Consider the following 24,306-nt stretch of genomic DNA (forward strand, 5'->3'; position numbering starts at 1 on the left):
ACCAATCAAATCTTATGGAGGCCGGCGCCGGTTTTTTCAGCCGTTTTCTTGCGTCTCTTATCTTCGTACATGAAAAGATCAATCCGTTTCATAAACTGCTGAACCGACATTCCGGATTCCCGGTCATAAACGCCGAACCCCACGCTGAAATTGATTGAATACGGAAATTCCGTCCGTTCATTGAATGTTCTCGTGTTCGTTTTCAACCGTTTTACCGCGTCGGTTAAATCGCCGCCCTCTTTGATTTTTAAAACGACGACAAACTCATCCCCTCCAAAGCGGCAGATCAGGTCTTCCCTTCTGAAGCTGCCTTTCAGAATCTTTCCGGCTTCCACAAGAGCCTGGTCCCCGGCATCATGGCCCCAGGAATCATTGATCTTCTTAAACGAATCCAAATCCGTCATAATGACTCCGAGCGCGGCGCCCTCCCTGCCGTTTTTAATCCAGCCCCGCATATAGTTTTCCAACTGCCTGCGATTGTAAAGCCCGGTTAAAGGATCCGTGTACAGTTGGCTGTTTTGAATATTGAGAAAGATAATCATAATGGAAAGCGCCGTACAGGCCCACACAATGGAAACCCCATAAAACAAGGCTTGGATGATTCCGCCGAGAAAGGGCGGCAGCGCAAATAAAAGCAGCGAAATGTAAACCTTTTTTTTCAAGGGACTCTCTGTTGCGAACGATGGAAATGACGGAATACACAAGGTAGAAATAGCAGACGCCGGCCATGAAGTAAAAAAGACCGCCCCGGTGGTAGATGTTATTTTGATCGATGACAAACAAAAATCCGTAGAAAACGCTCAAAAAAGTAAGAAGCAGATTGAGGATTAAAGGAATTACCATCGGAACGAACCGTTTTTTAATGCGGTCTTCGTCCTTGTAAATCTGATAGTCCGCATAGATGCTCCAAAAGAAGCAGGGAAACGGAGTCATCGCGCAGTAGACCGTCGCTGTCAGCAGCGAAAGGATCCTCATGACTGCGCCCGGCTTTCCGATCAGAATCCATTGCAGTGTGTCCAGGACAAGCAGAACCGCATTCAATGCCAGCATCGTTAAAAATACCCTTTGGTCATAAAGATATTTTTGACCTTTGTTGCGGACATTTAAAAATATCACAAAAAGAAATGCGAATGCGAAACTATTAAGCTCTGAATAAGCGAGAATGTTCATCTTCCACCTATATCCTCCGAATGCCCGGATTCCGCCTCATTTCACGATTCTGTTCGGATAAGGACAGAAAGTCAGAATGTTTGCCGACCCGGGAACCGTCTGATACTTCGCTCCCTATGAGTTTGCTGAAAGCAGATAACGGTCGACGGCTTCGGCGCAGCCGTCGTGGTCGTTGTCCGCGACCACCACATCGCATATTTTTTTGATCCGCGGCAGCGCATTGCCCATGGCAACGGATAAGCCCGCGATGCGCAGTACCTCCGCGTCGTTGTCCGCGTCACCGACGACGACGGTTCGCTCCAGCGGGATCCGAAGATAACGGCACAGCCAAACCAGCCCGCTTGCTTTACTGACATGAAGCGGCGACAGCTCCAGCGAAGTTTCTTCCGAGTAAGCGATGGAAACGGGAAGCTCCCGAATACGCGCGTAAATCCGTTCGCGAATCTCGGCGGAGGCCGAGAACAGATTTAATTTCTCCACAGGAATCTGAGTAGACCGGTAATAGGCAGCAAGGTCGTCTTTTTGATTCGCCGTGCGATTCATCATATCCTGATAGAGGCCCATATGGAAGTGGCTTGTATTGGAAACCTCTCTTCGGTTTGCAAAGGGAGCTCCGGCGCTCATCATATACACCATGACGTCTTCCGCCGCCGCAATCTCAAGCACTCTTTCCACTGTATCCCTAGGAAAAGTTTCCGAGTGAAGAACGCTTTTTAAGGCGGTATCATAGATTAGCGCACCGCTTTCGCAGACATAGTAGCGGACATTTTGAAGAAGATCTTCAAACTCTTTCAGCTCACTGATGCATCGGCCCGTCGACAGGATCACCTTCTTGCCCGAAGAGGCCGCGCGGTTTACCGCATCCAGCGTGCGGCCGGATATGGTCTTTTCGCTGTTTAATATTGTCCCGTCCATATCGAAGCCAATCAAATCATATGTACTCATAAATTTTCCTCACACATTTCTGTGTCCCCCGGTTCTATCGCAATGATAGGAAGGGACGAAGTACGCAAAAGCCCCCGATTCCGGCATCTGCTTCAAAAAGCCTTTGCGCCGTACGTCGGATTTAATCCTGATTCTGCTCCGCGATTCGGTCCGCCAGCTCATTTAAATAGACCCATCGCTCCGTTTTCTCATCCAGCTCCGCTTCCAGCGCTTCTTTTTTCGTCGTCAGCTCCGTCAGGAGAAGGTAGTTGCTGGATGCCTGCTCTATTTCACTGTTAATTTGAGAAATCTGATTTTCGAGGTCCGCGACGGCGGCGTCAATCCCTTCATATTCGCGCTGCTCTTTGAACGAGAATTTCAATTTACCGGGTTTCACTCGCGGACTTGATTTTGGTCTGCTGACGGCAGCCTTCGGTTCGTTCTGCTGTCTTTGTTCTTTTCGTATGAAATAGTCTGAATAACCTCCGATGGTATCGAGAATTTCTCCATTCTGCTCAAAGGAAAACACATGCTCCGCAATCTTATCAAGAAAATAACGGTCATGTGATACCGCAATGACCGCGCCTGAGAAATTTTGCAGGTAATCCTCAAGAATCGTAAGCGTCTGAATATCCAGATCATTGGTAGGCTCGTCGAAAAGCAGAACATTCGGCGCCTGCATCAAGATTCCCAGCAGATACAGTCTGCGCCGTTCTCCGCCGGAAAGTTTTCGGATGGCTGTATACTGCAAGTCGGATGAAAACAGAAATTTTTCAAGCATCTGGGATGCCGTCAGGGTTCCCTCCGGCGTTTCAATTTCCGACGAAATATCTTTGATATAATCCATCACGCGCAGCGCCGGATCCATTTCTTCGCATTCCTGCGAAAAATAACCGATCCGCACCGTCTCCCCGATATGGACTTCGCCATTATCCGCGGGGACGGCACCGAGGATAATTTTCAACAGCGTGGATTTTCCGCAGCCATTCGGGCCGACGACGCCAATGCGGTCCCGGCGCAGCAGGTTGTAGGAAAAATCACTCATTAACTGCCTGTCACCGTAACGCTTGGAAACGCCGCAAATCTCAATGATTTTTTTCCCAAGCCTTGAACTCATGGAATTCATTTGCAGGTTTTCCTGTTCCAGGTCAACCGACTCCGAGCTCATCTTTTCAAAGCGTTCCACCCGGAATTTCTGCTTGGTTCCCCGTGCGCGGGCTCCCCGGCTGATCCACGCGAGCTCCTTTTTGAGCAGACTCTGGCGTTTCCGCTCGCTTGCGGCAACCATGCTTTCCCGTTCCGCTTTGAGTTCGAGATACTTCGTGTAGTTTGCCTGATAGGAATACAGATTCCCGTTGTGCAATTCCATAATTTTATTTGTGACGCGGTCCAGAAAATAGCGGTCATGCGTTACCATAAGCAGAGCGCCGTTATAACCGGCAAGATAGCTTTCCAGCCAGTCCACCATATCGTTGTCCAGGTGATTGGTGGGTTCATCCAGGATCAGCACTTCCACCGGTGTTACCAGAGCGCTCGCAAGTGAAACGCGTTTCTTCTGTCCGCCGGAAAGCCGGCTTAAAGGCGCGTCAAATTCATGGATTCCCAGCTTTGTGAGGATCGCCTTGCACTCGTATTCTTTCGATTCCCTCTGCTGCTCCGAAATTCCCCGAACGACCTGCCCGAGGACGGTGACGCCTTCTTCGAACAACGGATTCTGCGGCAGATAGCCCACACGAACCCCGCCGGATCTTGTGACGGTTCCGGCGTCGGGGGGGTCCAATCCCGCAAGGATCTTCAGCAAAGTGGATTTTCCCGCGCCGTTGATTCCAATCAAACCGATCTTGTCCCCGCTGTTAATCCCAAAGGAAGCCTCTTTCAGCAGCATTTTTTCATTGTAACTCTTACGAATCTTTTCCGCAGTTAATAGCAGCACATTATTATCCTCTTTTAGCATCATGATGGTCTGTATTAATTTCATTATACCTTTAGCGGGCAGCGTCCGTCAAATAAAGTAAACCAAAACGCGGTGAACATTTTAGATAAAAAGATTCATAAAAATTGATGCAACTAACTTTCACTTCGTCGAGATAAAAATTCCATACTCTTTCGGAATGTAAATTTTGCCGTTTGTTTTTCGTTTTTCAAGGATTTGGCGAATGATTTCTTTGGAAACAATCTATTGCCGTATTTGTTATAAAATACCGTTGACCGGTTTTACTGAAGCAGATCAAGCCGGTCCACGTCCATCCGGTAGGTTACGTCCTTGCGCTCAACGATAATGCTGATCTTATCGCCGAGCGGTTTATCCTTCCGGATATTTGTAAGCAATTCCCTGGTTGGATTGATCACGAACGGATTGCCGACGAGCTTCAGCATGGCGAAATCACCGTTCGTATCTCCGTAAGCATAGCTGGCCGATAGGTCGATGCGATATTTTTCGGCGATTTCAAGAACCGCCTTTCGTTTGCTTTCGGCATCCCACATAGGGGTTATTTTTCCGTTGTAGATTCCGTTGCCGTCCACTTGGTAAATAGTCCCTTTGTAGTCATCCATGCCGTATTTAGCAGACATCTCGCGCACCAATTCGATGGGAGAACCGGAAATAGCGATCACCAAATGCCCCTGCGCCTTATGCCACCTAATTCTTTCGCGCGTGTAGGTATACACACGTTCCCCCTTCTGCTCAATCACCTTTTTAGCGATGTAGGCAACATGGAAAGAATCCGTGTTCTTGACGGTCTCGGTATAAATATCTACCATTTTCTGCAGATAGTCGTCGTAATCGCCGACACGCTTGTCCCATCTTGTAAAGGCCGGTTCCACCTCATTATACCATTTGCTGCTGTTGATCAGCTCGTATTTGATCATTTTTTTGAACATCTCACTGATTAAACCTTCACGGGAGATTGTCCCGTCAATATCAAAAAAAGCGGTGATGTTTCTCATTGCCGAAATCCTCCTCCAGGCGCGATGGTATGTCTGCCTTCCCATATTATGAGTGCCAAACGACAGTTTACTCCGCGTGCTCAGGCCGCAAAATATTATAAATTTCACCTTCAATTACCGGCATTAAATTTGATTATGACTTTTTAGAATAACACCAGCATGATGTGAGGTCAATTTGTTCAGTCTACTTTTCAGTTTAAGAAGCCTTTGCTCTGATTCTGTTCCACGATTCGGTCCGTTAACACAGATGGCATACATTCACTCGTAGAAAAGACCTCCTGCAAGAAGCGTAATCGGAGTGGTAACGACCGCTTCCGCCATTTGGGGCCAAAGAACCATACTGAAACAAACAAGATGGGGGTGTTGCAAAACGGCACGAAAAAAAGTCGGAGCAACCATACGAAAAGGTATTGGCAGCTCCGGCTTTTTGCTTTAAAATTTAGTTGTGAAAGAAAATAAAAAGCTCTTAGAGCATAACAGATTTGAGCGAAAAAATCAACAGTTGACGCTCCCAATGGATATGGAAATAACAATACCGCAGGATGATCCGGTACGGCTTGCCAGCGCGCAGCTTGAGGAACTGGATTACAGGGAACTGTATCGCGCCTATTCTTCACAGGGAAGGAAATCGGCGGCTGAACCCCGGATCATCTTTGAGGTATTGGTGTACGGTTACATGTGCGGCATCTACTCGACGCGAAAGCTGGAGGAGGCCTGCCGGAAACGCGTGGACTTCATGTGGCTGCTCAATGGAGAACCGGTGCCGGACTACAGCACGTTTGCGAGGTTTCGCACCGGACGCACCAAAGAAGCGGTGGAAGATTTGTTTTACCAATTTGTCCGGCGCCTGGAACAGATGGGCGAGACGGAGCACGACGAGGTATTCATCGACGGCACCAAGCTGGAGAGCCGGGCGAACCGCTACACGTTTGTCTGGCGCAAGACGACGGAGAAATATTTGGCCAAAGTGAAGGATGCCGTGCGTGAGGAATTTGAAAGCCGTGGAATTTCCGGCAATGTGACCCTGAAAAAGTTCCGTGAATTGGTAAAATCGGAAAAGGCGGCCTGTGAGAAAAACGGAATTCATTTTGTACATGGAGCCGGTCGCCGCAAGCCGCCCCGGCAGCGGGCGTATGAGAAGATTTTTACATTGCTGGAAAAGTGGGAGGGCTATGAGAAGAAGCTGTTTTTAATGGGAAACAGTCGTAACAGTTATGCCAAAACAGATCCGGATGCCACCTTTATGCATATGAAGGAAGACCATATGCGCAACGGGCAGCTCAAACCGGGCTACAATGTGCAGATTGCCGTGAACAGCGAGTACATCACAGGCGCCGCGGCTTTTTCGAACCGGACGGACAGCGGGACGCTGCGACCCTTTTTGCGCAGACTCGAACAGCAGCATGGGGAACGCTACCGGGATATTGTGGCGGACGCGGGCTATGAAAGTCTGGACAACTACCTGTATCTGGAGGGAAACGGGCAGACCAGCTTCATCAAACCCATCAACTACGAAGCACAAAAAAACAAAAAGTTCAGGCAGCAGATCGGCCGCCGGGAGAATATGCAATATGACAAACAGCAAGACTGCTATGTCTGCGCGGCCGGCAGAAAGCTTCTTTTCCATCACGAAAGTACGCAGCGGAATCGGCAGGGATATTTCCCAACGACGGCGTATTACCGGTGCGATAGCTGCGTCGGCTGCCCGTGCCGTGAAGCTTGCTGCAAGGCAAAAAGCGGCACGCCGAAAGAACTGAGAGTGAAAACGGATTTGGTTCGCCTGAGTGACGATTCCCGGAAAAACATTAAAACCGAACGTGGAATTACGCTTCGGATGAACCGCTCTATCCAGGTGGAAGGGGCCTTCGGCGTTCTGAAAAGCAACCGCAAATTCAAGCGCTTTCTTACCCGGGGCCGGGCAAACATTTCAACGGAGCTTTACCTTTTGTGCATGGGCTACAACTTGAACAAGCTCTGTGCGAAATGCAACACAGGAAGGTTAAAAACACATTTGTTTTGCCTTCAAAAAGAGTAGATTCCAGAAAAACAGAAAATGATTGATTTTTCAGCTTCGCTTTACGGCGGAGCTTAGCATTGCTATTCCTATTTCGACGATTTGTCTCGCAAAGTTTTCAACAAAAGCTTCGTATTTAGATCACTTTTCAACATGAACGGGGGTGTTGCAAAATTTTCATTTTGCAACACCCCCATCTTGAAAAAGCCCCATAAGGGGACAGGCGTTTGACTTTAAATCCGACAGCGCAAGAGTTTCTCATATGACTCAGCGGAATCAAAATGAGCGTTTCGAAAAAAGTCCTGCACATTGCCTGATAAAATGCTACCACCGGACTTCAACAGAGGTCCGGTGGCTTTTATTTTACGGAACTGTTCCAGAACACGGGAACAGGATGCATCTGATCATGCGTGATTAAGAATCCATCGGACAGCGTCCAGCAAATCCTCCGCTATATAGGCGGCCCTGTCAGGATTCCATTGATTGGAATACAGGCCCATTGCTCCGTTACCCGCACCAGTTTTTACCAGTATCACTTTTGTGCCTGCACTTAGCCCGGAAGCCATATCGCTCCACCTGTCACCAATTACAAAACACTCTGAAAGTTGTAAATGATACTTGATTCTCATTTGATTAATCATATATGCGCTAGGTTTCCGACAACTGCAATGGTCGGCCGGTCTATGAGGACAAATACAAAGATCATCGAATCCTAGAGAGTAGAGTTCTGTTTCAAAATCTTTATAGGCTACTTTTCCCTCTGAAAGATCCGGTTGATTTGTAAAGGCAAACAATTTGTATCCTTTATTTTTCAGCAGTTCAATCGCTTTTTGGGAAAATGGAAATAGTTTAAACTCTTGTGGGAATGTAACTTCATCTCCGCCGCCGATGGTTCCGTCACGATCTATAAAAACCGCTTTCATTTTTTCTCCTGTGTTTTATCGTGTTCAATCAAAATATCGAAACAAGTTCAAACTTTCTCCATTCTTCAAGACTCAAGAATTCCAAGTATTTCTATCATGGATTGATTATATTCGTCGTCTGAGGAATTTTTGAAAACTAATAAATCGTCTTTGCAGGACGGATCGTCGAGTTCTTTGGGAATGTTGAAATTTACCCCCGCAATATATTGATCCCAGTTGGCAAGTTTCCATGAATCCCTGTCACTGTTCCGCTGAATCATTCTCTGCTTGACCACTTCAACGTCTGTCTGCACCCAGATCACGATCAATTTCGCATTCTTCCGCCTGAGTTTTTCTCTCAGGTGATCCATGTAGCTTTTGTCCCGGACTTCTTTTGTAAAAGGAGCGTTAATCAGGACAATATCATCGTATTCCAATGCTTCAAGCGCAAGATCAATAATAGCGGCGTATTCATAATCTCTGATATTCTTTTTAAAAAACTCAGAACTTCTGTTGTACTCCTCGTTCGCAACGGCAAAAATCTGTTTGGACAGCACAATGAGCGTATCCTTGTCCAGATAAACAACATGCTTCAGATTTGTTGCAAGCTTCCTCGAGATATAAGTTTTCCCGCAGGCCGGCGGAGACGTGACAAGGATCAGCTCTTTCATATTTTTACCTCTTCCTGTCTGTTTTTGCTCGAATTTAGTTCATAACGCTCAATTTGCTTCATGTTCCATAAAGAAACAATTTTATGAAAGCAGCAGGCCGCATTTGCCGGCTGCAAGAATTTCAGGAATAAACGCAGGCCGTTTTAACGGCTGTCACGAAAACACGTTGAATGCTGTTTTTCCTTAAAAACACAAAACCGGCGCATTTGTGAACACGCTTACAGCCGGTTGTTCCCGGGCCATTTCCAGAAGGGAAAAAGACGAGCCGCTCCAATTTCTTTCAGGTTGGCAAATGGGACTGCTTCGATTGTTTGCAAATTTTTAAAAAGCGCTGCATGGGAACGGTCAGAAACTTATCCGTGCGGTAAATAATGGAGAGCGCCCAGGGAAATTCCGGATTTTTCAGATGGAGCTGACACAAACGGTTGGCATACAGCTTGTCAATCAAGGGCTTTGGCAAAATGCTGACGCCCTGATTATTTGCAACCATTTCCAGGATCAAATCCCACTGAGAGCTTTCAAACACGATGTTTGGCGTAAAGCCCGCCGCTTTGCAGCGCTCCAGCATTACATCGTAATACATATAGTCCGGAGAAACCATTAACAGACGCTCCGACCCTAAAGATCCAAAATCAACGCTGTGTTTCGCGGCAAGAGGATGCTGCTTGGGGACAACCAGAACGGCCTCTGAGGAAAAAACAGTTTGACTGTAAAACTTACTGTCTGAAAACGGTTCGATGACTACGCCCAAGTCGAGCGTTCCGTCATCGACCAAATCCCTGATCAATTTAGAGGTAATCTCCGTAATCTGTAAGTCGGTTTCCGGATAGGCCTGACGAAATTGATAAATCAGCGAAGAAAAATAGATGGTTCCGGCGGAGGGAGGAAGCCCGAGAGTCAGGGTACCGCCTGCACAACGCAGTTTTTCCTCCAGCTGCTGCGTCTGTTCATGATAATAGTCCAGCAAATTGGTTGCGTATTCGTAAAATGCCAAACCGTCCTGCGTAATCAGAAGATCTTTCGAACGCCGTCCGATGAATTCCGCCTGAAATTCATTCTCAAGTGCGCGAATGGCTTTGCTTAGGGTCGATTGGCTGACGAAAAGTTTCTCAGCCGCTTTTGTAAAACTGCGTCGTTTTACAACTTCCACATAGTAAGCTAGCTGAACCATTGTCATTGGAAATTTCCTTCTCAATTATTATTTTCTTTTTTATTATACTTGAAAATTGTTTAATTGCAATTCTAAAATCACTGAATAAGGTTTTTTGTATGAATTTGATTCATACGGGTATGAATTTTTTGTATTTTTGTTCCGAAAAACGCCGTGTTATAATAATAAGCGGAGAGATTGCTTGGCCAAAGCAGACAAAATTGAATGAACTGCTTGTGTGCGGCCGTATGCAAGCGAGAGGAGCGATCGTTGTGCAAGCGCAAGAGAAAAAAGTATCTTCCGCGAGAGCCATTTTAATTGAAATGGTGATGTTTTTTACATACGCTTTCTTTGCCGTAAACTGGGTCGCCGGCAGTACGCTTACCCCGCAGATTATGAAGTATTTTAATTTGCAGTCGTTTGCGTCGGCAACCTTTATTTCCAATGCCATTACCATTGCCAAAATCATCGGTAACTTTATGGCTGCCGGAATTCTAGTCAAGCTGTTGCCAAAAAAGGCGATCGGCTTGGGTTCCGGGCTTATTGTAGCAGGCAGCGTGATGGCTGTTCTGGCCCCGCAGTATTGGATGTTTATTTTAGGACGTTTTCTTATGGGCTTTGGCGGCGCGCTGTATGTGGTTTATTTCAACCCCGTTGTCATTCACTTTTTTGCCCCGGAAAAGCGCCCGACGGTCAATGCGTTTAATAACGTGGCCTACAATGTCGGAGGGATCATCGCAATGCTGATCGTCGGACCGGTGATCCGCTGGTTGCAGACCTGGCAGTACAGCATGGCATTCTTTGCGGTGATCAGCGCCATACTGTTCCTTGCTTGGCCGGCTTTGGGAGAGGATTTTGAGCTGAACCGTTCCGCTGCCGGGGACACGGAAAAATACACCTTAAGAGATGCGCTCAAGGAAAAAATCAACTGGTTATTGCCTCTTACCTATTCCGGACTGCTTACCTTTTACATTGTACTGCTGAATATTTTCCCAATCTCCGGCGTAACGGCAATCAGCTCTAAAACACTCAGTACTTTGGTAGCCGTCGGCGGTGTCGTCGGCTCTTTGCTGGCAATAGTCCTTTCGAAAGTATACTTTAAACGCCTGCCTGTAATCCGTTGGAGCGGCCTTGCCATGACATTGTTCGGCGCGTTGATGTTTCACGCAAAAAACGACGTTCTTTCGGTGATTGCCGCTTTCGCCATCGGCGTTGTCATGTTCCTGCCCGTCACCTCCCTTGTGTTGATTCCGCAGGAATTGCCGAATATGTCCCCTGCAAAGTTAACGACCATTATGGGCCTGTTCTGGGCATTGTCCTACGTAATCGAATCGGTTGCGTTTTATCTGATTGGCATTGCAATCGACAAAGCCGGGTATTCGGTTGGACTGACCATCGCGCTGGTACTGAGTGCAACCTTCTTCGTGGGATCGTTCTTTCTCACGGAAACAGGGCGCGCAGCAAAGAAAAAAATCAGTGAATTCAGAAAGGAGCTCTTTTCATGAAAACGTTTGAAGAATTATACCGGGAGAAAAAAATGACCGCCGAACAGGCGCTGGAATTGATTCAGGATAACGATTATATGTTTTCGTCTCAAGCGGCCGGGGAACCGGAAGCGATTCTTGAAAAATTACAGCACCTGAAAAAAACCGGCGTAAAAAACACGGTTCTGAACACCTGCCTGCCCCTGAAGTATTACGAGGCCTTCAAAGACCCGGAAATGAAGGGGATTATGGCGCATAACGGATGGTTTTTCAGCGCCGGTCTGCGCGATGCGCAGACGAAAAAGCTGGTGAGCGATGTGCCCCAAAGCTCCACCTCCATTCTGCGCAAAACCCTCGACCGCATCGCTTACGAAAAGCGCCGTCCCGTGTTGCTGGCCACAGTGTCCCCCATGGACCGGCACGGCTATATGTCCCTTTCCGTCAGCGCGATTTATGAGCGCGACATCATCAACAAAGGGGCGTTGGTCCTTGTAGAGGTGAACCCCAATTACCCCCGTACTTTCGGTGACACACAGGTTCATATTTCAGAGGTTGCCGCGGTTGTGGAATCCGACCGCCCCATTTTCAAAAGCAAAGTGGGTCAATACACCGAAACAGACGCGGCAATCGGCAAATATGTTGCTTCTCTGATTGAGGACGGCTCTACGATTCAGCTGGGAATCGGCAATATTCCGAACGCGGTGGCAACGGAGCTGAAAAGTAAGCACCACTTGGGAATCCACACGGAAATGTTTACCGAAACCATGGTGGATTTGATCGAATGCGGCGCAGTAGACAATTCTCAAAAAGGTCTGCTCAACGGTTACTCGGTATGCTCTTTCACAATGGGCAGTCAGAGGCTGTACGATTTCATTGACAACAATCCCTCTGTTCTGTTCAAATCCTGTACCTTTACCAACGACCCGTTCACCATCAGGAAAAACAACAAATTTGTCTCGGTGAATGCCACGCTGGAAATCGATTTGACCGGACAGTGCGCTTCGGAAACGGTCGGCCACGTCCAGTGGTCCGGTACGGGCGGACAGTCGGAAACCGTGCAGGGCGCACAGATGTCTCCCGGCGGCAAGTCGATTATCGCCATGCACTCCACCTACACCACCAAAGACGAAAACGGCAAGGAGGTTCTCCACTCGAAGATTGTGCCGTTTTTACAGAAAGGCTCCGTCGTTACCACGTCCCGCAACGACACGGATTACGTGGTAACGGAATACGGTATTGCCTGGCTGCGCGGGCTAAATGTGAGCCGACGCGTCGAGGCTCTCATCAGCATTGCGCATCCGGACTTTCGCGAGGAGCTGCGCCGCCAAGCAGAATTGAATAGCATTTGGTAAAATAAGAAATTTCACTTTCCTATTGCCCCCCTGTTGTAGTTGTTTTTCTACAGCAGAGGGGCATCGTAATTGGAGAGGCTCCGCCGAAGCGGCGCCCGGAAAGCATTTCCGTTTCAGGCGTTTGCGAGCTTCTCCCGGATCAGCCCCGCCGCCTGCTCCGCACAAAGGCGGTAACCCTCTTCCGTAAGGTGAAGCCCGTCGCCGCATTTGTAGTAGTGATTCCCTTTGAGCATCAGCGCATAGAGATCGTTTACCGCAATATTTTCCTGCGCCATCAGCTTTTTTGCGGCCTCATTATATGTTTCGACCCATGAATTGTCATAGCTGATCCCCGCGCCGATGCCGTCAAGGGCAAGCCCCCGCTCCGCCACAGGCGTCGTGGTGGCAAAAATGGCCTCGGCGCCGTTGCGGCGGATTTCGCGGATGATTCGTTTCAGAAAATGCAGATACTCGTCCACAGGGTGCATCGCCTCCGTCATCGGGGCCTCCACGTTCATATCCCAATACCCGTTGTTCCAGTGCACGACGTCGAATTTTCCGTAATTTTTAAAAAGCTGATTTGCCTGCCAAAGCGTGTAGGAAGAAAAGCGCCCGTTGTCCTCGTCGTAATAAACCTCGCATTCGCCCTCAAGCAAATCCTTTACAATCCCGTCGTAGCCCATCCGGATCGAATCCCCCAGCAAAAGCACTTTTTTCACGGCGCATTTCTCCGCTCCACACTGCCGGGGTATTTCTTCAGGACGACGGAAAGCGCCGCGTCGTCCGCCACAACCGTCACACAGGGGTGCATCTGCAGGATGGAAGCCGGAACCTCCGGCGTTACCGGGCCGAACAGAGAACGGCAGAGCACCTCGGCCTTTTCCTCGCCGCTAGCGATAAGGAGGATTTTTTTCGCCTGCATCATCGCCTTGATTCCCATGGTGACCGCAAACCTCGGAACGGCGTCCGCGCTTTCAAAAAATCTTGAGTTTGCGTCGATGGTCGCCTGCTTCAGTCGGACCTTGTGGGTCTTTTTGTCAAAGTCTTCGTTCGGTTCGTTGAATCCGATATGGCCGGTGCTCCCAATGCCGAGAAGCTGGAGGTCAATGCCGCCGAGGCTCTCGATCAGCCGATCGTATCTTTCGCACTCCGCGTCAAGGTCGGCGGCCATGCCGTCCGGCACGTTGGTATTTTCCGGCCCGATGTTGACATGGCTGAAAAAATAATTCCGCATATAGTAAGAATAGCTTCTGCTGTGGTCCGGAGGCAGCCCGACGTACTCATCCAGATTCACGCTGTGCACCCTGGAAAAATCCAGGTCGCCCTTTCCGTACCAGTCAACCAGCTGCCGGTAAACGCCGAGCGGTGTGGAGCCTGTCGCAAGTCCTAAAACGGAATCCGGTTTCAAGATCACCTGCGCAGAAATAATATTTGCCGCTTTTCGACTCATTGCCGGATAATCCGGCGCCCATAAAATATTCATTTGATCCGTCTCCTTTGTTTTTTTGTACCGGAAATTTCGCCGCTTCTTCAGCCGAATACCCGCATGGCATCGACAAAACGCCTGGTGATTTCACGGGGCCTTGTAATCGCCGTGCCGACGACCGCCGTCCAGACGCCGAGGTCAAATGCGGCGCGCAGCTGTTCCGGAGTCCAGATGCCGCCTTCCGCCACGATCGGCAGTCCCAGCGTTTCCGCATACTTTTTCATCAGATCGAAATTGGGGAGTTTTACGTCCCTGGTATACTCCGTGTAACCCGACAGGGTGGTTCCCACAAGGTCGAATCCGAGGGCTTTCGCCTCCACGCCCTCCTCATAGCAGGAGGTATCCGCCATAAAAATCCGGTCCGGGTACTTCTGTTTGACCGCCGTAAAAAATTCCCGCAGCGTCAGGCGTCCCGGCCGCATCCGCGCCGTGGCGTCGACCGCGATGATATCGGCTCCGACCTTCACAAGGCCGTCCACTTCTTTCATCGTCGGGGTCAGATAAACCTCGCTGTCCGGATAGTCCACTTTATGAAGCCCGATGATCGGAAGATCAACGGCACGCCTGATTTCGGCAATATCGTCCGGCGAGTTCGCGCGGATGCCGACCGCGCCGCCTTCCTGAGCCGCGGAAGCCATTCGCGCCATGATTTTCGGGCTGTGCAGCGGTTCTGTCTCAAGGGCCTGGCAGGACACGACCAGTCCGCCCCTCAGACGGTTCAGCACCTCGTTTTTCTTCATTGAGCATCTCTTCTTTACTCTAGAATGGATTTGATATTCTCAAGCAGGACGTGAAGATTCATATAAAACACGCCGTCCCATTGGAAGAACAAATCGTCGATCACGATGTCGGCTCCCTGATAGCTGCTTCCAAACTTTTCGCGTATCAATTTATTCAGGCGGTCCCTGAAATATTTTTCCACTGAGGCGCGGTGCCCGCCCAGCGCAAACGGATCAATCCGCCCCTTGGTTTCCGCCAGAAAGCTGCGCAGCACATTCGCCTGATAAAGCCAGTCGCAGACGATGCTGCGCATTTTGAATTCTTCCGACAGGCGGAATTTTTCCGCGTTCCCGAGGAAGCGGTCATAGTAGCTCGCGATCACCGTCTGGGCAAGAACCACGCCGATGGTGTTCTGCGAAGTGTTCCAGCCGCCCACGGCCTGAACCTTTTGCAAGACGCCCGAAAGTGCCGCGTAGTCCATAAACTCATTTTCACAGCCGTTGCAGACGGATACCTCCGCCAAACCGACGGCCTTGCGATCGCTTCGCACGTAGTAGTCGATGTACCGAAGGAACTCATGCATATTGCTGTGGCTTGTAAAGGTGAGGTCTTTCTCGTCCTGATCCATCGACTCAATCATATATTTCCCGGGGGAATTAACCGCCAGCATACAGTCGGAGCGGTCCGAGCAGTCTTCCACAATTCCGCCTGCGGAAGTAATCTGCGACTTGATGCTTTCATGGAGCGGGCGGTCCTCGTACAGCGGCACGACGGTCGGTCCCCACGTGGAAGAATAGCGCACATAGACCCGCGGAACATATCCCTTGATCAGGTTAAACACCCTTGTAAAGATCACGCAGCCGACCTCGTCGGCGCCCGGGTAAACAAGGACCCGGTCCATGAGCCGCCCGGCCCGCACCCTTTTTGCAATGGCGGCCTGGTCCATCGCGGCATATCCATATTCCGCCGTGTCGTCTTTCGGGATGGTCAACACGTCAAAAACGCCCTCTTTTACAAGATCGACGCAGCAAAGGTTGGTAAAGCGGTCTACTTCGCGGCGGGCTAGGAAATCGTTCAGGCACTCTTCCGGGACGGCGCCGTCCAGCCGCCGCAGCTCCGCTTTTTCCTCGTCGCTTGCGTGGCCCCGGCCAACCTTGTCGGTAAGGTAGGCAATCCGCCAGATACCTCTGCCGTATTTCGCCCAGTAATCCGGATCTTCATGCGAATCATTGCAGGCGGCGACCCTTGCCACCAGGTTAAACGCGTGGATTTTAAGACCCGGATTGTTTTTTTTCAGCCTTCTGAAATTCTCAAGGGTCTTTTCACACTCCTCGCGGGTCCGGCGATGCGTTCTGGAATTGACGATGTTTCCGTAAACCAGGGTATCCACGGAAAGAATCGCGTATTCGCACGCCGGAGCGTTTTGAAACACCCACTGCCAGATTCTCTCGTAATCCGCCGGAATCTTCAGCTTCCCCATCATTTCGCACGGCGGCACAAGGAGCTCGATCCCATCGGTCATCTCCGCTAACAGCCGGGGGAACGCGTAGTTGCACGCTCTTTCATCCAGCGGAACGTAAAGCACTTTCCTCATATTTGCAAATCCCTTCCAAAATCATTTCGGCTTTCGGCACTGCTGTTTGATCGCTCCGCGGAAGCCGCGGGAATTTCTTTTTACAGTATAGCACGATAAAATATTTTTTCAATTATTACCGAAATATTTTTTTATTTTTTGCTTTTTATCGCGTATTTTGCGTTATTGAAGAATATTATTAAAAATATCTCTTATAATAAAAAATATTTCTTTTATTTTTAATCTCTCCTTGCATCTTTAATAAGGATTGACAAATTTCTTTTCGTGATTTTTATCAATTTTGGGATTATTTTTCTCAGACGCAATTTAAAAAAATTTTTCAATCCCTTATAATGAAGTCAGCATTGCTATGCTGAAAGACGGAAGGTGTTTTTTTGAGAATCGCAGCTCTTGATATCGGCGGAACCGCCGTCAAATACTGCCTGTATGACAGCCGGTGCGGCTTTGTAAAAGAGGACGTCCGCGAGACGCCGACGAACGCGGAACTCGGCGGGAAGGCCGTGCTGGAACAGGCGATGAACCTCGCTGCCGAACGGAAGTGCTTTGACGCAATCGCAGTCAGCACCGCGGGCCAGGTAAATCCGGAGACCGGAGCTATCATTTACGCGACCGACAACATTCCGGGCTACACCGGAATACAGCTAAAAAGGGAGCTTGAAACGCGGTTCCGCGTTCCCGCTTTCGTGGAAAACGACGTAAACGCCGCGGCGCTCGGCGAAGCGGCCGCAGGGGCCGGACGCGAATACGGCTCTTTTCTGTGCCTTACCTACGGGACCGGAATCGGCGGCGCCATTATTCTGAACCGCGAGGTTTACCGCGGCAGTTCCTTTTCCGCCGGTGAAATGGGGCACATGATCACCCACGCCGGCGGGCTGCCGTGTACCTGCGGGAACCGCGGATGCTATGAGCAATATGCCTCCGCTTCCGCGCTGATCCGCTCGGTTCGGGAACAAACCGGCAGGAACCTAAACGGCAGGGAGATCTTCAAACTGCTGAAAAGCGATTCCCGCATCGAGCGCGCGGTCTCCGTCTGGATCGACGAAATTCTCTACGGGCTTGTTTCCCTGATCTATATTTTCAATCCGCCGGCCGTCATTTTAGGCGGCGGAATCATGAACGAAGACCTTCTCTGCGACAGCGTCCGGCAGCGGATCGGCGGTCTTCTCATGCCAAGCTACCGCGGAGTTGAAATTTTAAAAGCTTCTCTTGGAAACACCGCCGGATTGCAAGGCGCGATTTGGCTGGCGGAAAGAAGCCTGAAGGAAAGAGGTCGTGTCGATCATGCTGTATGACATATTTGCAAAAATCAAGTCGTGCGACAAAGTGTTTACCAAGGCCGAACGCAAGGTGGCCAATTTTGTGCTGGAGTTCCCGCGGGAAGCCCTTTATATGTCGATTACGGACCTGGCGTCCCGCTGCGGTGTCGGCGACACCTCGGTTTTCCGTTTCTGCAAAACCCTGAAGCTCAACGGGTACCAGGATTTCAAAATGACGCTCGCGCAGTCGCTGAGCAGCAGCGAAGGCGCATACAGCATGACTCTCTCCGACGAAATCAATCTCGGAGACTCCACGGACGAGGTCTGCCAAAAGCTGCTGCGCACCGATATCGACGCTCTGAACCAAACGCTGGACAGGATGGACCCGAACGATATCCAGCGGGCGGTGGATATGATTAAAAACGCGCGCATGATTCATTTTTTCGGCGTTGGCTCCTCCGGCATCACGGCGCTGGAGGCGAAAAATAAATTCGCGCGGATCCTGCCCAACGTCGCCTCCGCTCAGGATTCCCACATGCAGGCCATGTCCTCCGCCCTGCTGAACGAGCACGACCTTGCGATCGCCTTCTCCTATTCCGGCTCCACGAAAGACGTTCTCGAGATTTTAAAGCGCGCGAAGCAGAATAAAGCCAAAACGATCTGCGTCACCCATTACGCGGAATCCCCCATGACCGCTTACGCCGACATCGTCCTGCTGTGCAGCGCGAACGAAGGGCCGTTCCAGGGCGGATCCCTCTCCGCGAAAGTCGCCCAACTTTACCTGCTCGACGTGTTGTATACGGAATATTTCAAGCAGAATTTTGCCATATGCGACTACAATAAAAAGCTTACGACCCAATCCATTGCTTCTAAGCTTCTGTAGCCGCGGCCCTTTTCGCGGGCCGGTCATCCCCGAAGCGCGGGCGGAATACTTGTGTATTCCGCCCGCGCTTCGTCTTTGCTACAGGTGCGCAAGGGTATTCTGCGAAACAATTTTACGGTATGAATTGCAGCAAACGTATACCTCGTCGGAGAAGTCGCCCTCCGTAAACGGAAGCGGATCCTCCTCCAGCTCTTCCACGGCAGAGATTCTGTGACCGAGGTAATCGGCAAGCCGCGCCGTCGCCGTATCGATGCGGCCGGCAAGCCCGCCGAGACGAATATCCATGATCTCGAACCCCTGCCCTTTGTTTTCGTAAAACCAGACCCGCGCGAACTGCTTTTTAAACGTCAGCACATCCTCTTTCAGACGCGGCAGGGTCGTTTGAACGATTTCTCTCAGTTTTTCGTCGTCCCTTCCCCGGTACGCGCTGCGAATCTCGGAACCCAACGCGGCCTTTTGGGCCAGCACGCGCGCAAGGGAGGCATACATGCGAAACAGGCGGGAATAGCGGCCCGCCCTCCCCGCAATTTCCAGCAGGCGCTTTTCGCACGCGGTATAGTGGGATGCAATTTCCGGCTTGTCGAAATACCGGTCAAGAGCGCCGAGCAAAAGGTCCTGATAAAGAATCTGCTTGGACGGATTGCGCGTTTTCAGGTTCGGATTTTCACAGCCGGGGAGAATGTCAAGCTGTTCTATCTCGCAAAAATCGCCGAGGGAAAGCCCCGTCAGGAATTCGCACCGGCGGCTGACGGCGGCTTTGTCGGAAGGTTCGCCGAAGCAGCGCTCGCCAAACAGGATGATGCCGGGCAGAATTGTCTCGACCGGCGTCTCCGCACCGTCGTCGGCCCACGCCGTCGCCATGATTTCGCTGACCCTGTGCCGTTCGCACGCGGCAAGCGCGGCGTTTGAGGAGACAAAGGTTTTGGAATAGCCCGGCACAAATCCCATCCAGCGCCACACTCCGCCGGCAAAAATAATCCGGTTGGGAAAGCCGTCCCGCAGGGCCAGCAGCTCATCATATTCCTTTTCCCTGTCGTGGTAGTAATCCCAGAAGACAAGGCTCATGTTTTCCGGCACCCGCGCGAGATCCTCCCGGCTCAGCCGGATATCCGTATTGTAATACTCGTGATTGGCGTCATGCGTGCGGTAAAACATGTCGTCGCACATGATCGGAGACATCCCGTATTTCCTGACAATCCCGTTCACGCGGTTCAGGTGCCGCAGCATCAGCTGAAACTGGTTTTCAAACCCGTGCTTTCTCAGGTAGGCGCCGGTCCCGAGCGCCATTGCTTCATCCATGCCGATATTGATCTTCTTCGTGCGGAACGTGCGGTCCATTGTCGCAATCATCGCTTCGATCAGTCGGTAGGTTTCCTCTTCCCCGACAAACAAAATGTCGTCGGTATCCCTCATCGATGCGGCATAGCCCCACTGAAGCGCGTTTTTCAGGTGTGCGAGCGTCTGAATCCAAGGAACAGCCTCAATGCCGAGGGAGTGCGCAAAGCCGTCGATCTCCCTGAGTTCGTTCAGGGAATACCGGCCGCGCAGATAACCGAAATACGGGTAACCCGGCAGTTCGTAGGTGTCTTCCATGTACAGGTAGCAGCGATTGTGCCCCGCCAAAGCCATGAAACACAGCAGCCGTTTCAGCTCGTCTACCGTGCACACGGCGTTTCGGGAAAGGTCGAACATCGTGGAGCATCCCTCAAAGCGCGCGGTCTCCTGCTTTTGAAAGTCCCGTTGAGTCCTGTGCTGCAGCAAGATGGAAAGCGCGCGAAAAAACGCGGCCGTTTCCCGGTACGCGATGTGCAGCCCGTTTTTCGTGCCGACCCTGAGGGAAACCGGAGCGTCTTCCCCAAGGCGCTCCACAGCGATGCTGATTTTCTCCTCCTCCGGCACGCCGGGGAAAGAATAATACTCCAGAAGGTTTTTCAGGCCCGGTTCCACCTCTCGGGAAACGCCTGACAGCTGAATGTTCGTCATGCCGCTCGCCCTTTCTCATTGTTGGATTCCATCCGGGTCGGAAACGGGGCAAATTAAAGATTCCGCCCGCCGCGGACCGGTCAGCGATTCATATTCAGGTCGATTTTCGTTTCGGAGTCCTTTTTGATCTGTGTCACCGTCGTGGTCACATATGAAATGCAGCTCGTCTTGTCGGGCCACATATACCGGTCCGCCGTGCGGTCCGCCGTCCACGGACGGCTTCCGGAATCGTTGTAGAGACAAAGGTCCGAGCCGACGATGTTTTTCATATATAGATCTTCATCCGTGTTGTAAAGGGTGATCTGCTCCCAGTCGGTCGACGGCACCTTTTTTGTGTCCAGACGGACATCCTCGGGAAAATCCATTGCGTAGTCCTGGTAAACCGCCAGGTTGCCGCCGTCTTTTTTCGCATAGTACAGCGTAAAGGTCTTGGAATCGACCTGCCTGTTTTTCTCCGTCACGTCGAAAATCGTGAGCGTGACCTGTTCGTCCTTTTGGGAGGCATCCAGCACAAGCTTATAATCGTGGGTCATATCCAGTTCTACCGAAGACTCCCACCACTGGTCCTCATCCGGCGAGACGGAGTAGCGGTTGACACAGGCGTGGCATTTGCAGGTGCTCCCGATGAAGCCGAGGCCGGCGTCGATGCAGTTTACCCACTGATTTTCCTTGCCGTTGTAGACATCCATGCCGAGGAAAGCATACCCGTTCAGGCTTTTTCCGTCGCTTTTGCGCACAAGGTTCACTTTCATCCGGCTGACCTTGATCACCTGAGAAGCCTTGTTGTAACCTTCTTTTGAATAGACGACGTAAGCCGGCCCGTCGTTGTCCCCCATCTTATCGCCGTTGTTCTCCCAGGTCAGATTCGTCCATAAGCCGTTCGTTTCGCTGCTGACGCCGGAAGAAACCGATTTGGATGCCGCCGCGAGACTCTCCGTCGCCGCGGAATTCCCCGAGCAGGAGGACAAATAGAGAAGGCAGGCCGCCCCAAGCATCAGTGTTTTCAGCTTTACTTTCTGTCGCATACAAACGCTCCCCTTCACCGGTTCATATCCAGCTCAATGATCAGCTCGCGGTCCTTTTGCACGTTATAAACCGTTGTGCAGACATAATTGATTTTTCTTGTCCGGTCCGGCCACAGAAAGCGCTCTTCGGTGCATTCCTCCGTCCACGGGCGGCTTCCGGACGGGCCATAAAGCGTCGCTTCCGAAATTCGGATATTTTTCAGGTAAAGATTCTCGTTCTCATTGTATGCCATCACATGATCCCAGTCCCTGAAATCATGCTCCCGCTTGTCGTCGCAGACGTCATCCGGGAAATCAATCGCGTAATCCTGATAATAAGCCGTGTTGCTTCCATCCGGAAGAGTTCCCTTCATAGGAAAGCTTTTGCTGTCTACGGTTTTGTTTCCCGCGGTAATGTCAATGATTGTGAGTTTCAGCCAATTCGCTTTTTCAGAGGTATCCAGAACAATTTCGAAATCGTGCGTCCGGTCAAGTTCTTCCTGCGATTCCCACCAGGATTTTTCACAGTCCTCCACCATAAAACGGTTTACAAACGCGTGAAATCCGCAGTCAGCCCCTCGAAAGGCAAGGCCGGCGTCCGCGCAGTTCCTCCATTCGCCCGTTGCCCCGTCATAAACATCTATGCCGAGAAACAGGTACGCGTTCACCGTTTTTCCGTCGCTCCTGCGGACAAGGTTTTGTTCAATCCCGCCAACCGCGACCGCTTCGGACGCCTTATAATAGCCCTTGTTGGAATAGACCACATAGGCCGGACCGTCGTTGTCGCCGACTTTGCCGCTGTGATTTTCCCATGTAAGATTTGTAAAAATCTGATCCATACCGTTCGGCCTTTCTTTTGGTAATCATGTTAATGGTTCAGGTCAATATTCACGGTTTCTTCGTAATCTTTCCGAACCGACTGCAGCGTAATGCAGGGATATTGAATTCCGGTTGCTTTCGTTGGCCAGAGGAAACGGTCTTTGGTGCGGTCCGCCGTCCACGGATGGCTGCCGGAGGCATCGTAAAGAGCCGCATCCTTCAAAACGGCATTTTTAAAATAGAGCCCCTCGCCGGTGTTGTACTTCAGCACTTCCGCGTAATCCGTGCTGGCCCGCCCCGCAGGATCCATGCAGATGTCCGGCGGAAACGCCATTGAAACACAGTCGTAGTAAGAGGTCGTGCTGCCGTCTGCTTTCGAGTAATAAAGGCCCAATGTCTTGGAATCGACCATTTTGTCCCCCGCCGTCACATCAAAAACACGCAGGGTGATCTGCTCGTCTTTCTGCGAGGAATCCAAAACCAGCCTGTAGTCGTGGGTTTCGTCGAGATTCACGGAGGATTCCCACCATTTCGATTCGTCCGGGTCGGCCAGGTAGCGGTTTGCGCAGGCATGCCACTTTCCGCCGTTGCCGGAGCGGAGCAGGCCGGCATCCACGCAGTTGGTCCACTGTGTTCCGCCGCGGTAGACGTCGATGCCAAGGAACGCATAAGCGTTGATAAATTTTCCGTCAGATTTTCGGTCCAGATTTGTTTTCGCCCTGCTGAGACAGAAAACCGCCGAAGCCTTTCGGTAGCCGACCTTCGAGTAGACGGAATAGCCGGGGCCGTCCTCGGGGCCGTCCTTAATCCCGCTGTTCGTCCAGTGCAGATTATCCTGCGGAACCTCCGCGGCGGACGAAGAGGAGGAAGTCCCCGGTTGAGAGCCGTTTTCCGCCGGTGAAACGACGCCCGCTTTTCCGGAGCAGGCCGTGCAGAAAAGCAAAAAGGCAAGGCAAATGCTTGCCAACCCCAACTTTTTCAAGCAACCCCCACCTTTTTTACAACTCTTTATATGCCGCCAGATAAGTCCTCCACGGCTGAAAACCGAACTGCCCGTAAAAATCTTTCAAAACCGTCCAGTCTATATTTACATTGCGGGCGCCCCCGCGCTGCAGATGTTTTAACGCGTCGCGGAGAAGGCGTGCGCCGAGCCCCCTGCCCCGCGCGGCCTCCGAAATTCCGATCGGACCCAAAGCGCCCCAGCTTTTCCCAAGCTGCGAATTGAACTCGCCGTTTCTCCCGTCGTGATTCACATGCACTTTACAGAACCCGCAGACTTCGCGGCCTCTGCGAAGCAAAAGAATTTCGCCGGGATCGCCCCCGCTTTCAAGATGACGCATGACTTCAAATTTCCATCTTCCGGGAAACTCCCGGTCGAAAAAGCGCCTCATTTCAGGGAAATCAAGCTCCGTCGCGGGACCCGTGACAAAATCGGACGTCTCATTCATCGGAACGCCGACCCGGTCGAAGTCAATCCTTGACACGTCCGCGGAAAGGTCGTAGTGCCTCACGTCGTTCAGGACAAAGCCAAACGATTGAAAAAACCGCTCCGTTTCCGGCTCCGGTTCCGGGATACCCGAAAAAAAATTGTGCATCTCACCGCCCGCAATCACCGTGCGGACGCCGCTCTTTTTCAGCTCTGCTTCGGCCCGGCGGTACAAAAAGCCGCCGAATCCCCGCCGCCTGCAGTCCGCGTCCGTTACCAGAGAGCTGAGCCAGGCAGTCCGGTGATACTCCGGTAAAATTCCGTCCGAAATCTTCGCGGCAACCGCCGCGGTGATGCCGTTCTCCCCGCGCAGGGCCAGCGTGCCCGGAACAAACAGATCCCCGTCTTGTACCGTTTTTTTCATCAGCCAAAACTCCGTCACATGGAACGCTTCCGGAAAGTTCCGGTTCCACAAAGCGGCGATTTCCGGGATGTTCCGCTCACTCCACGGTTCCAATGAAACCCCTTTTTGCACCGATAACG

Annotated in this window: 22 protein-coding genes; 5 read left to right on the forward strand and 17 right to left on the reverse strand. The window is 51.0% G+C overall.

The window, feature by feature from the left end:
* Positions 1 to 5: 5 nt before the first annotated feature.
* The 5 genes from HCR03_RS07140 to HCR03_RS07155 all read right to left on the reverse strand — a co-directional run bounded on the left by HCR03_RS07140 (position 6) and on the right by HCR03_RS07155 (position 5,040).
* Complete coding sequence (locus HCR03_RS07140; protein ID WP_267459223.1) at positions 6 to 455, reverse strand: GGDEF domain-containing protein; 450 nt, start codon at positions 453 to 455, stop codon at positions 6 to 8.
* Positions 439 to 1,050: a hypothetical protein gene (locus HCR03_RS19750; RefSeq protein WP_228725231.1), complete on the reverse strand. Its 612-nt coding sequence runs from the start codon at positions 1,048 to 1,050 to the stop codon at positions 439 to 441. Before HCR03_RS19750 ends, HCR03_RS07140 begins: the two co-directional genes overlap by 17 nt.
* Positions 1,051 to 1,284: 234 nt before the next feature.
* The gene (locus HCR03_RS07145) at positions 1,285 to 2,115 is read right to left on the reverse strand and encodes a Cof-type HAD-IIB family hydrolase (RefSeq protein ID WP_156990523.1); all 831 of its coding nucleotides are present in this window, start codon (positions 2,113 to 2,115) and stop codon (positions 1,285 to 1,287) included.
* A gap of 121 nt (positions 2,116 to 2,236) precedes the next feature.
* The gene (locus tag HCR03_RS07150) at positions 2,237 to 4,027 is read right to left on the reverse strand and encodes an ABC-F family ATP-binding cassette domain-containing protein (protein ID WP_187037354.1); all 1,791 of its coding nucleotides are present in this window, start codon (positions 4,025 to 4,027) and stop codon (positions 2,237 to 2,239) included.
* 281 nt (positions 4,028 to 4,308) lie between these two features.
* The gene (locus HCR03_RS07155; protein ID WP_187037356.1) at positions 4,309 to 5,040 is read right to left on the reverse strand and encodes an HAD-IB family hydrolase; all 732 of its coding nucleotides are present in this window, start codon (positions 5,038 to 5,040) and stop codon (positions 4,309 to 4,311) included.
* 514 nt (positions 5,041 to 5,554) lie between these two features.
* On the opposite strand from HCR03_RS07155, the gene HCR03_RS07160 reads away from it, so the two are divergent.
* Positions 5,555 to 7,075, forward strand: a complete 1,521-nt coding sequence (locus HCR03_RS07160) for an IS1182 family transposase (protein WP_187034602.1) — start codon at positions 5,555 to 5,557, stop codon at positions 7,073 to 7,075.
* A 383-nt stretch (positions 7,076 to 7,458) separates the two neighbouring features.
* Here HCR03_RS07160 and HCR03_RS07165 read toward each other — a convergent pair whose 3' ends face one another.
* The 3 genes from HCR03_RS07165 to HCR03_RS07175 form a co-directional block, all read right to left on the reverse strand.
* Entirely contained in the window at positions 7,459 to 7,977 is a 519-nt protein-coding gene (locus HCR03_RS07165) for an HAD-IIIA family hydrolase (RefSeq protein ID WP_187037358.1), read from the reverse strand.
* A gap of 65 nt (positions 7,978 to 8,042) precedes the next feature.
* On the reverse strand, positions 8,043 to 8,627 hold the full coding sequence (locus HCR03_RS07170; protein ID WP_187037360.1) for an AAA family ATPase: 585 nt from the start codon (positions 8,625 to 8,627) through the stop codon (positions 8,043 to 8,045).
* A gap of 280 nt (positions 8,628 to 8,907) precedes the next feature.
* Positions 8,908 to 9,804, reverse strand: a complete 897-nt coding sequence (locus HCR03_RS07175; RefSeq protein ID WP_187037362.1) for a LysR substrate-binding domain-containing protein — start codon at positions 9,802 to 9,804, stop codon at positions 8,908 to 8,910.
* A 245-nt stretch (positions 9,805 to 10,049) separates the two neighbouring features.
* Here HCR03_RS07175 and HCR03_RS07180 point away from each other — a divergent pair, with 245 nt between their 5' ends.
* Entirely contained in the window at positions 10,050 to 11,282 is a 1,233-nt protein-coding gene (locus HCR03_RS07180) for an MFS transporter (protein WP_187037365.1), read from the forward strand.
* Positions 11,279 to 12,613 (forward strand): acetyl-CoA hydrolase/transferase family protein, encoded by a 1,335-nt coding sequence (locus HCR03_RS07185; protein ID WP_156989797.1) that lies wholly within the window; start codon positions 11,279 to 11,281, stop codon positions 12,611 to 12,613. The genes HCR03_RS07180 and HCR03_RS07185 overlap by 4 nt, the downstream gene beginning before the upstream one ends.
* Positions 12,614 to 12,726: 113 nt before the next feature.
* Here HCR03_RS07185 and HCR03_RS07190 read toward each other — a convergent pair whose 3' ends face one another.
* Genes HCR03_RS07190 through HCR03_RS07205 form a run of 4 tightly spaced genes read right to left on the reverse strand, consistent with a single transcriptional unit; the run spans position 12,727 to position 16,392 of the window.
* Positions 12,727 to 13,311 carry an SGNH/GDSL hydrolase family protein gene (locus tag HCR03_RS07190; RefSeq protein WP_187037367.1) on the reverse strand — a complete coding sequence of 195 codons (585 nt, stop codon included), beginning with the start codon at positions 13,309 to 13,311 and terminating at the stop codon, positions 12,727 to 12,729.
* Entirely contained in the window at positions 13,308 to 14,075 is a 768-nt protein-coding gene (nagB, locus tag HCR03_RS07195; protein WP_066643985.1) for a glucosamine-6-phosphate deaminase, read from the reverse strand. The genes HCR03_RS07190 and nagB overlap by 4 nt, the downstream gene beginning before the upstream one ends.
* Positions 14,076 to 14,122: 47 nt before the next feature.
* Positions 14,123 to 14,818: an N-acetylmannosamine-6-phosphate 2-epimerase gene (locus HCR03_RS07200; RefSeq protein WP_066643986.1), complete on the reverse strand. Its 696-nt coding sequence runs from the start codon at positions 14,816 to 14,818 to the stop codon at positions 14,123 to 14,125.
* A 14-nt stretch (positions 14,819 to 14,832) separates the two neighbouring features.
* Positions 14,833 to 16,392 carry a DUF4127 family protein gene (locus tag HCR03_RS07205; RefSeq protein WP_066643987.1) on the reverse strand — a complete coding sequence of 520 codons (1,560 nt, stop codon included), beginning with the start codon at positions 16,390 to 16,392 and terminating at the stop codon, positions 14,833 to 14,835.
* Between the two features lie 374 nt (positions 16,393 to 16,766).
* On the opposite strand from HCR03_RS07205, the gene HCR03_RS07210 reads away from it, so the two are divergent.
* Both HCR03_RS07210 and HCR03_RS07215 read left to right on the forward strand, forming a co-directional pair.
* Positions 16,767 to 17,684 carry an ROK family protein gene (locus HCR03_RS07210; protein ID WP_066643988.1) on the forward strand — a complete coding sequence of 306 codons (918 nt, stop codon included), beginning with the start codon at positions 16,767 to 16,769 and terminating at the stop codon, positions 17,682 to 17,684.
* Positions 17,674 to 18,531 (forward strand): MurR/RpiR family transcriptional regulator, encoded by an 858-nt coding sequence (locus HCR03_RS07215; RefSeq protein ID WP_207727269.1) that lies wholly within the window; start codon positions 17,674 to 17,676, stop codon positions 18,529 to 18,531. The genes HCR03_RS07210 and HCR03_RS07215 overlap by 11 nt, the downstream gene beginning before the upstream one ends.
* A 78-nt stretch (positions 18,532 to 18,609) precedes the next feature.
* Here the strand turns inward: HCR03_RS07215 and HCR03_RS07220 are convergent, their stop codons facing one another.
* The 5 genes from HCR03_RS07220 to HCR03_RS07240 all read right to left on the reverse strand — a co-directional run bounded on the left by HCR03_RS07220 (position 18,610) and on the right by HCR03_RS07240 (position 24,298).
* Positions 18,610 to 20,514, reverse strand: a complete 1,905-nt coding sequence (locus HCR03_RS07220) for a beta-N-acetylhexosaminidase (RefSeq protein WP_187037369.1) — start codon at positions 20,512 to 20,514, stop codon at positions 18,610 to 18,612.
* A gap of 80 nt (positions 20,515 to 20,594) precedes the next feature.
* Positions 20,595 to 21,539 (reverse strand): hypothetical protein, encoded by a 945-nt coding sequence (locus HCR03_RS07225; protein ID WP_187037371.1) that lies wholly within the window; start codon positions 21,537 to 21,539, stop codon positions 20,595 to 20,597.
* Between the two features lie 14 nt (positions 21,540 to 21,553).
* Positions 21,554 to 22,357 carry a hypothetical protein gene (locus HCR03_RS07230; RefSeq protein WP_187037373.1) on the reverse strand — a complete coding sequence of 268 codons (804 nt, stop codon included), beginning with the start codon at positions 22,355 to 22,357 and terminating at the stop codon, positions 21,554 to 21,556.
* Positions 22,358 to 22,386: 29 nt separating this feature from the next.
* Positions 22,387 to 23,319, reverse strand: coding sequence for a hypothetical protein (locus HCR03_RS07235; RefSeq protein WP_066643993.1), 933 nt, complete (start codon positions 23,317 to 23,319; stop codon positions 22,387 to 22,389).
* Positions 23,320 to 23,335: 16 nt separating this feature from the next.
* The gene (locus HCR03_RS07240; RefSeq protein ID WP_066643994.1) at positions 23,336 to 24,298 is read right to left on the reverse strand and encodes a GNAT family N-acetyltransferase; all 963 of its coding nucleotides are present in this window, start codon (positions 24,296 to 24,298) and stop codon (positions 23,336 to 23,338) included.
* Positions 24,299 to 24,306: the final 8 nt, after the last annotated feature.

It is taken from the genome of Caproicibacter fermentans, from assembly GCF_014303955.1.
Lineage (GTDB): Bacteria > Bacillota > Clostridia > Oscillospirales > Acutalibacteraceae > Caproicibacter > Caproicibacter fermentans.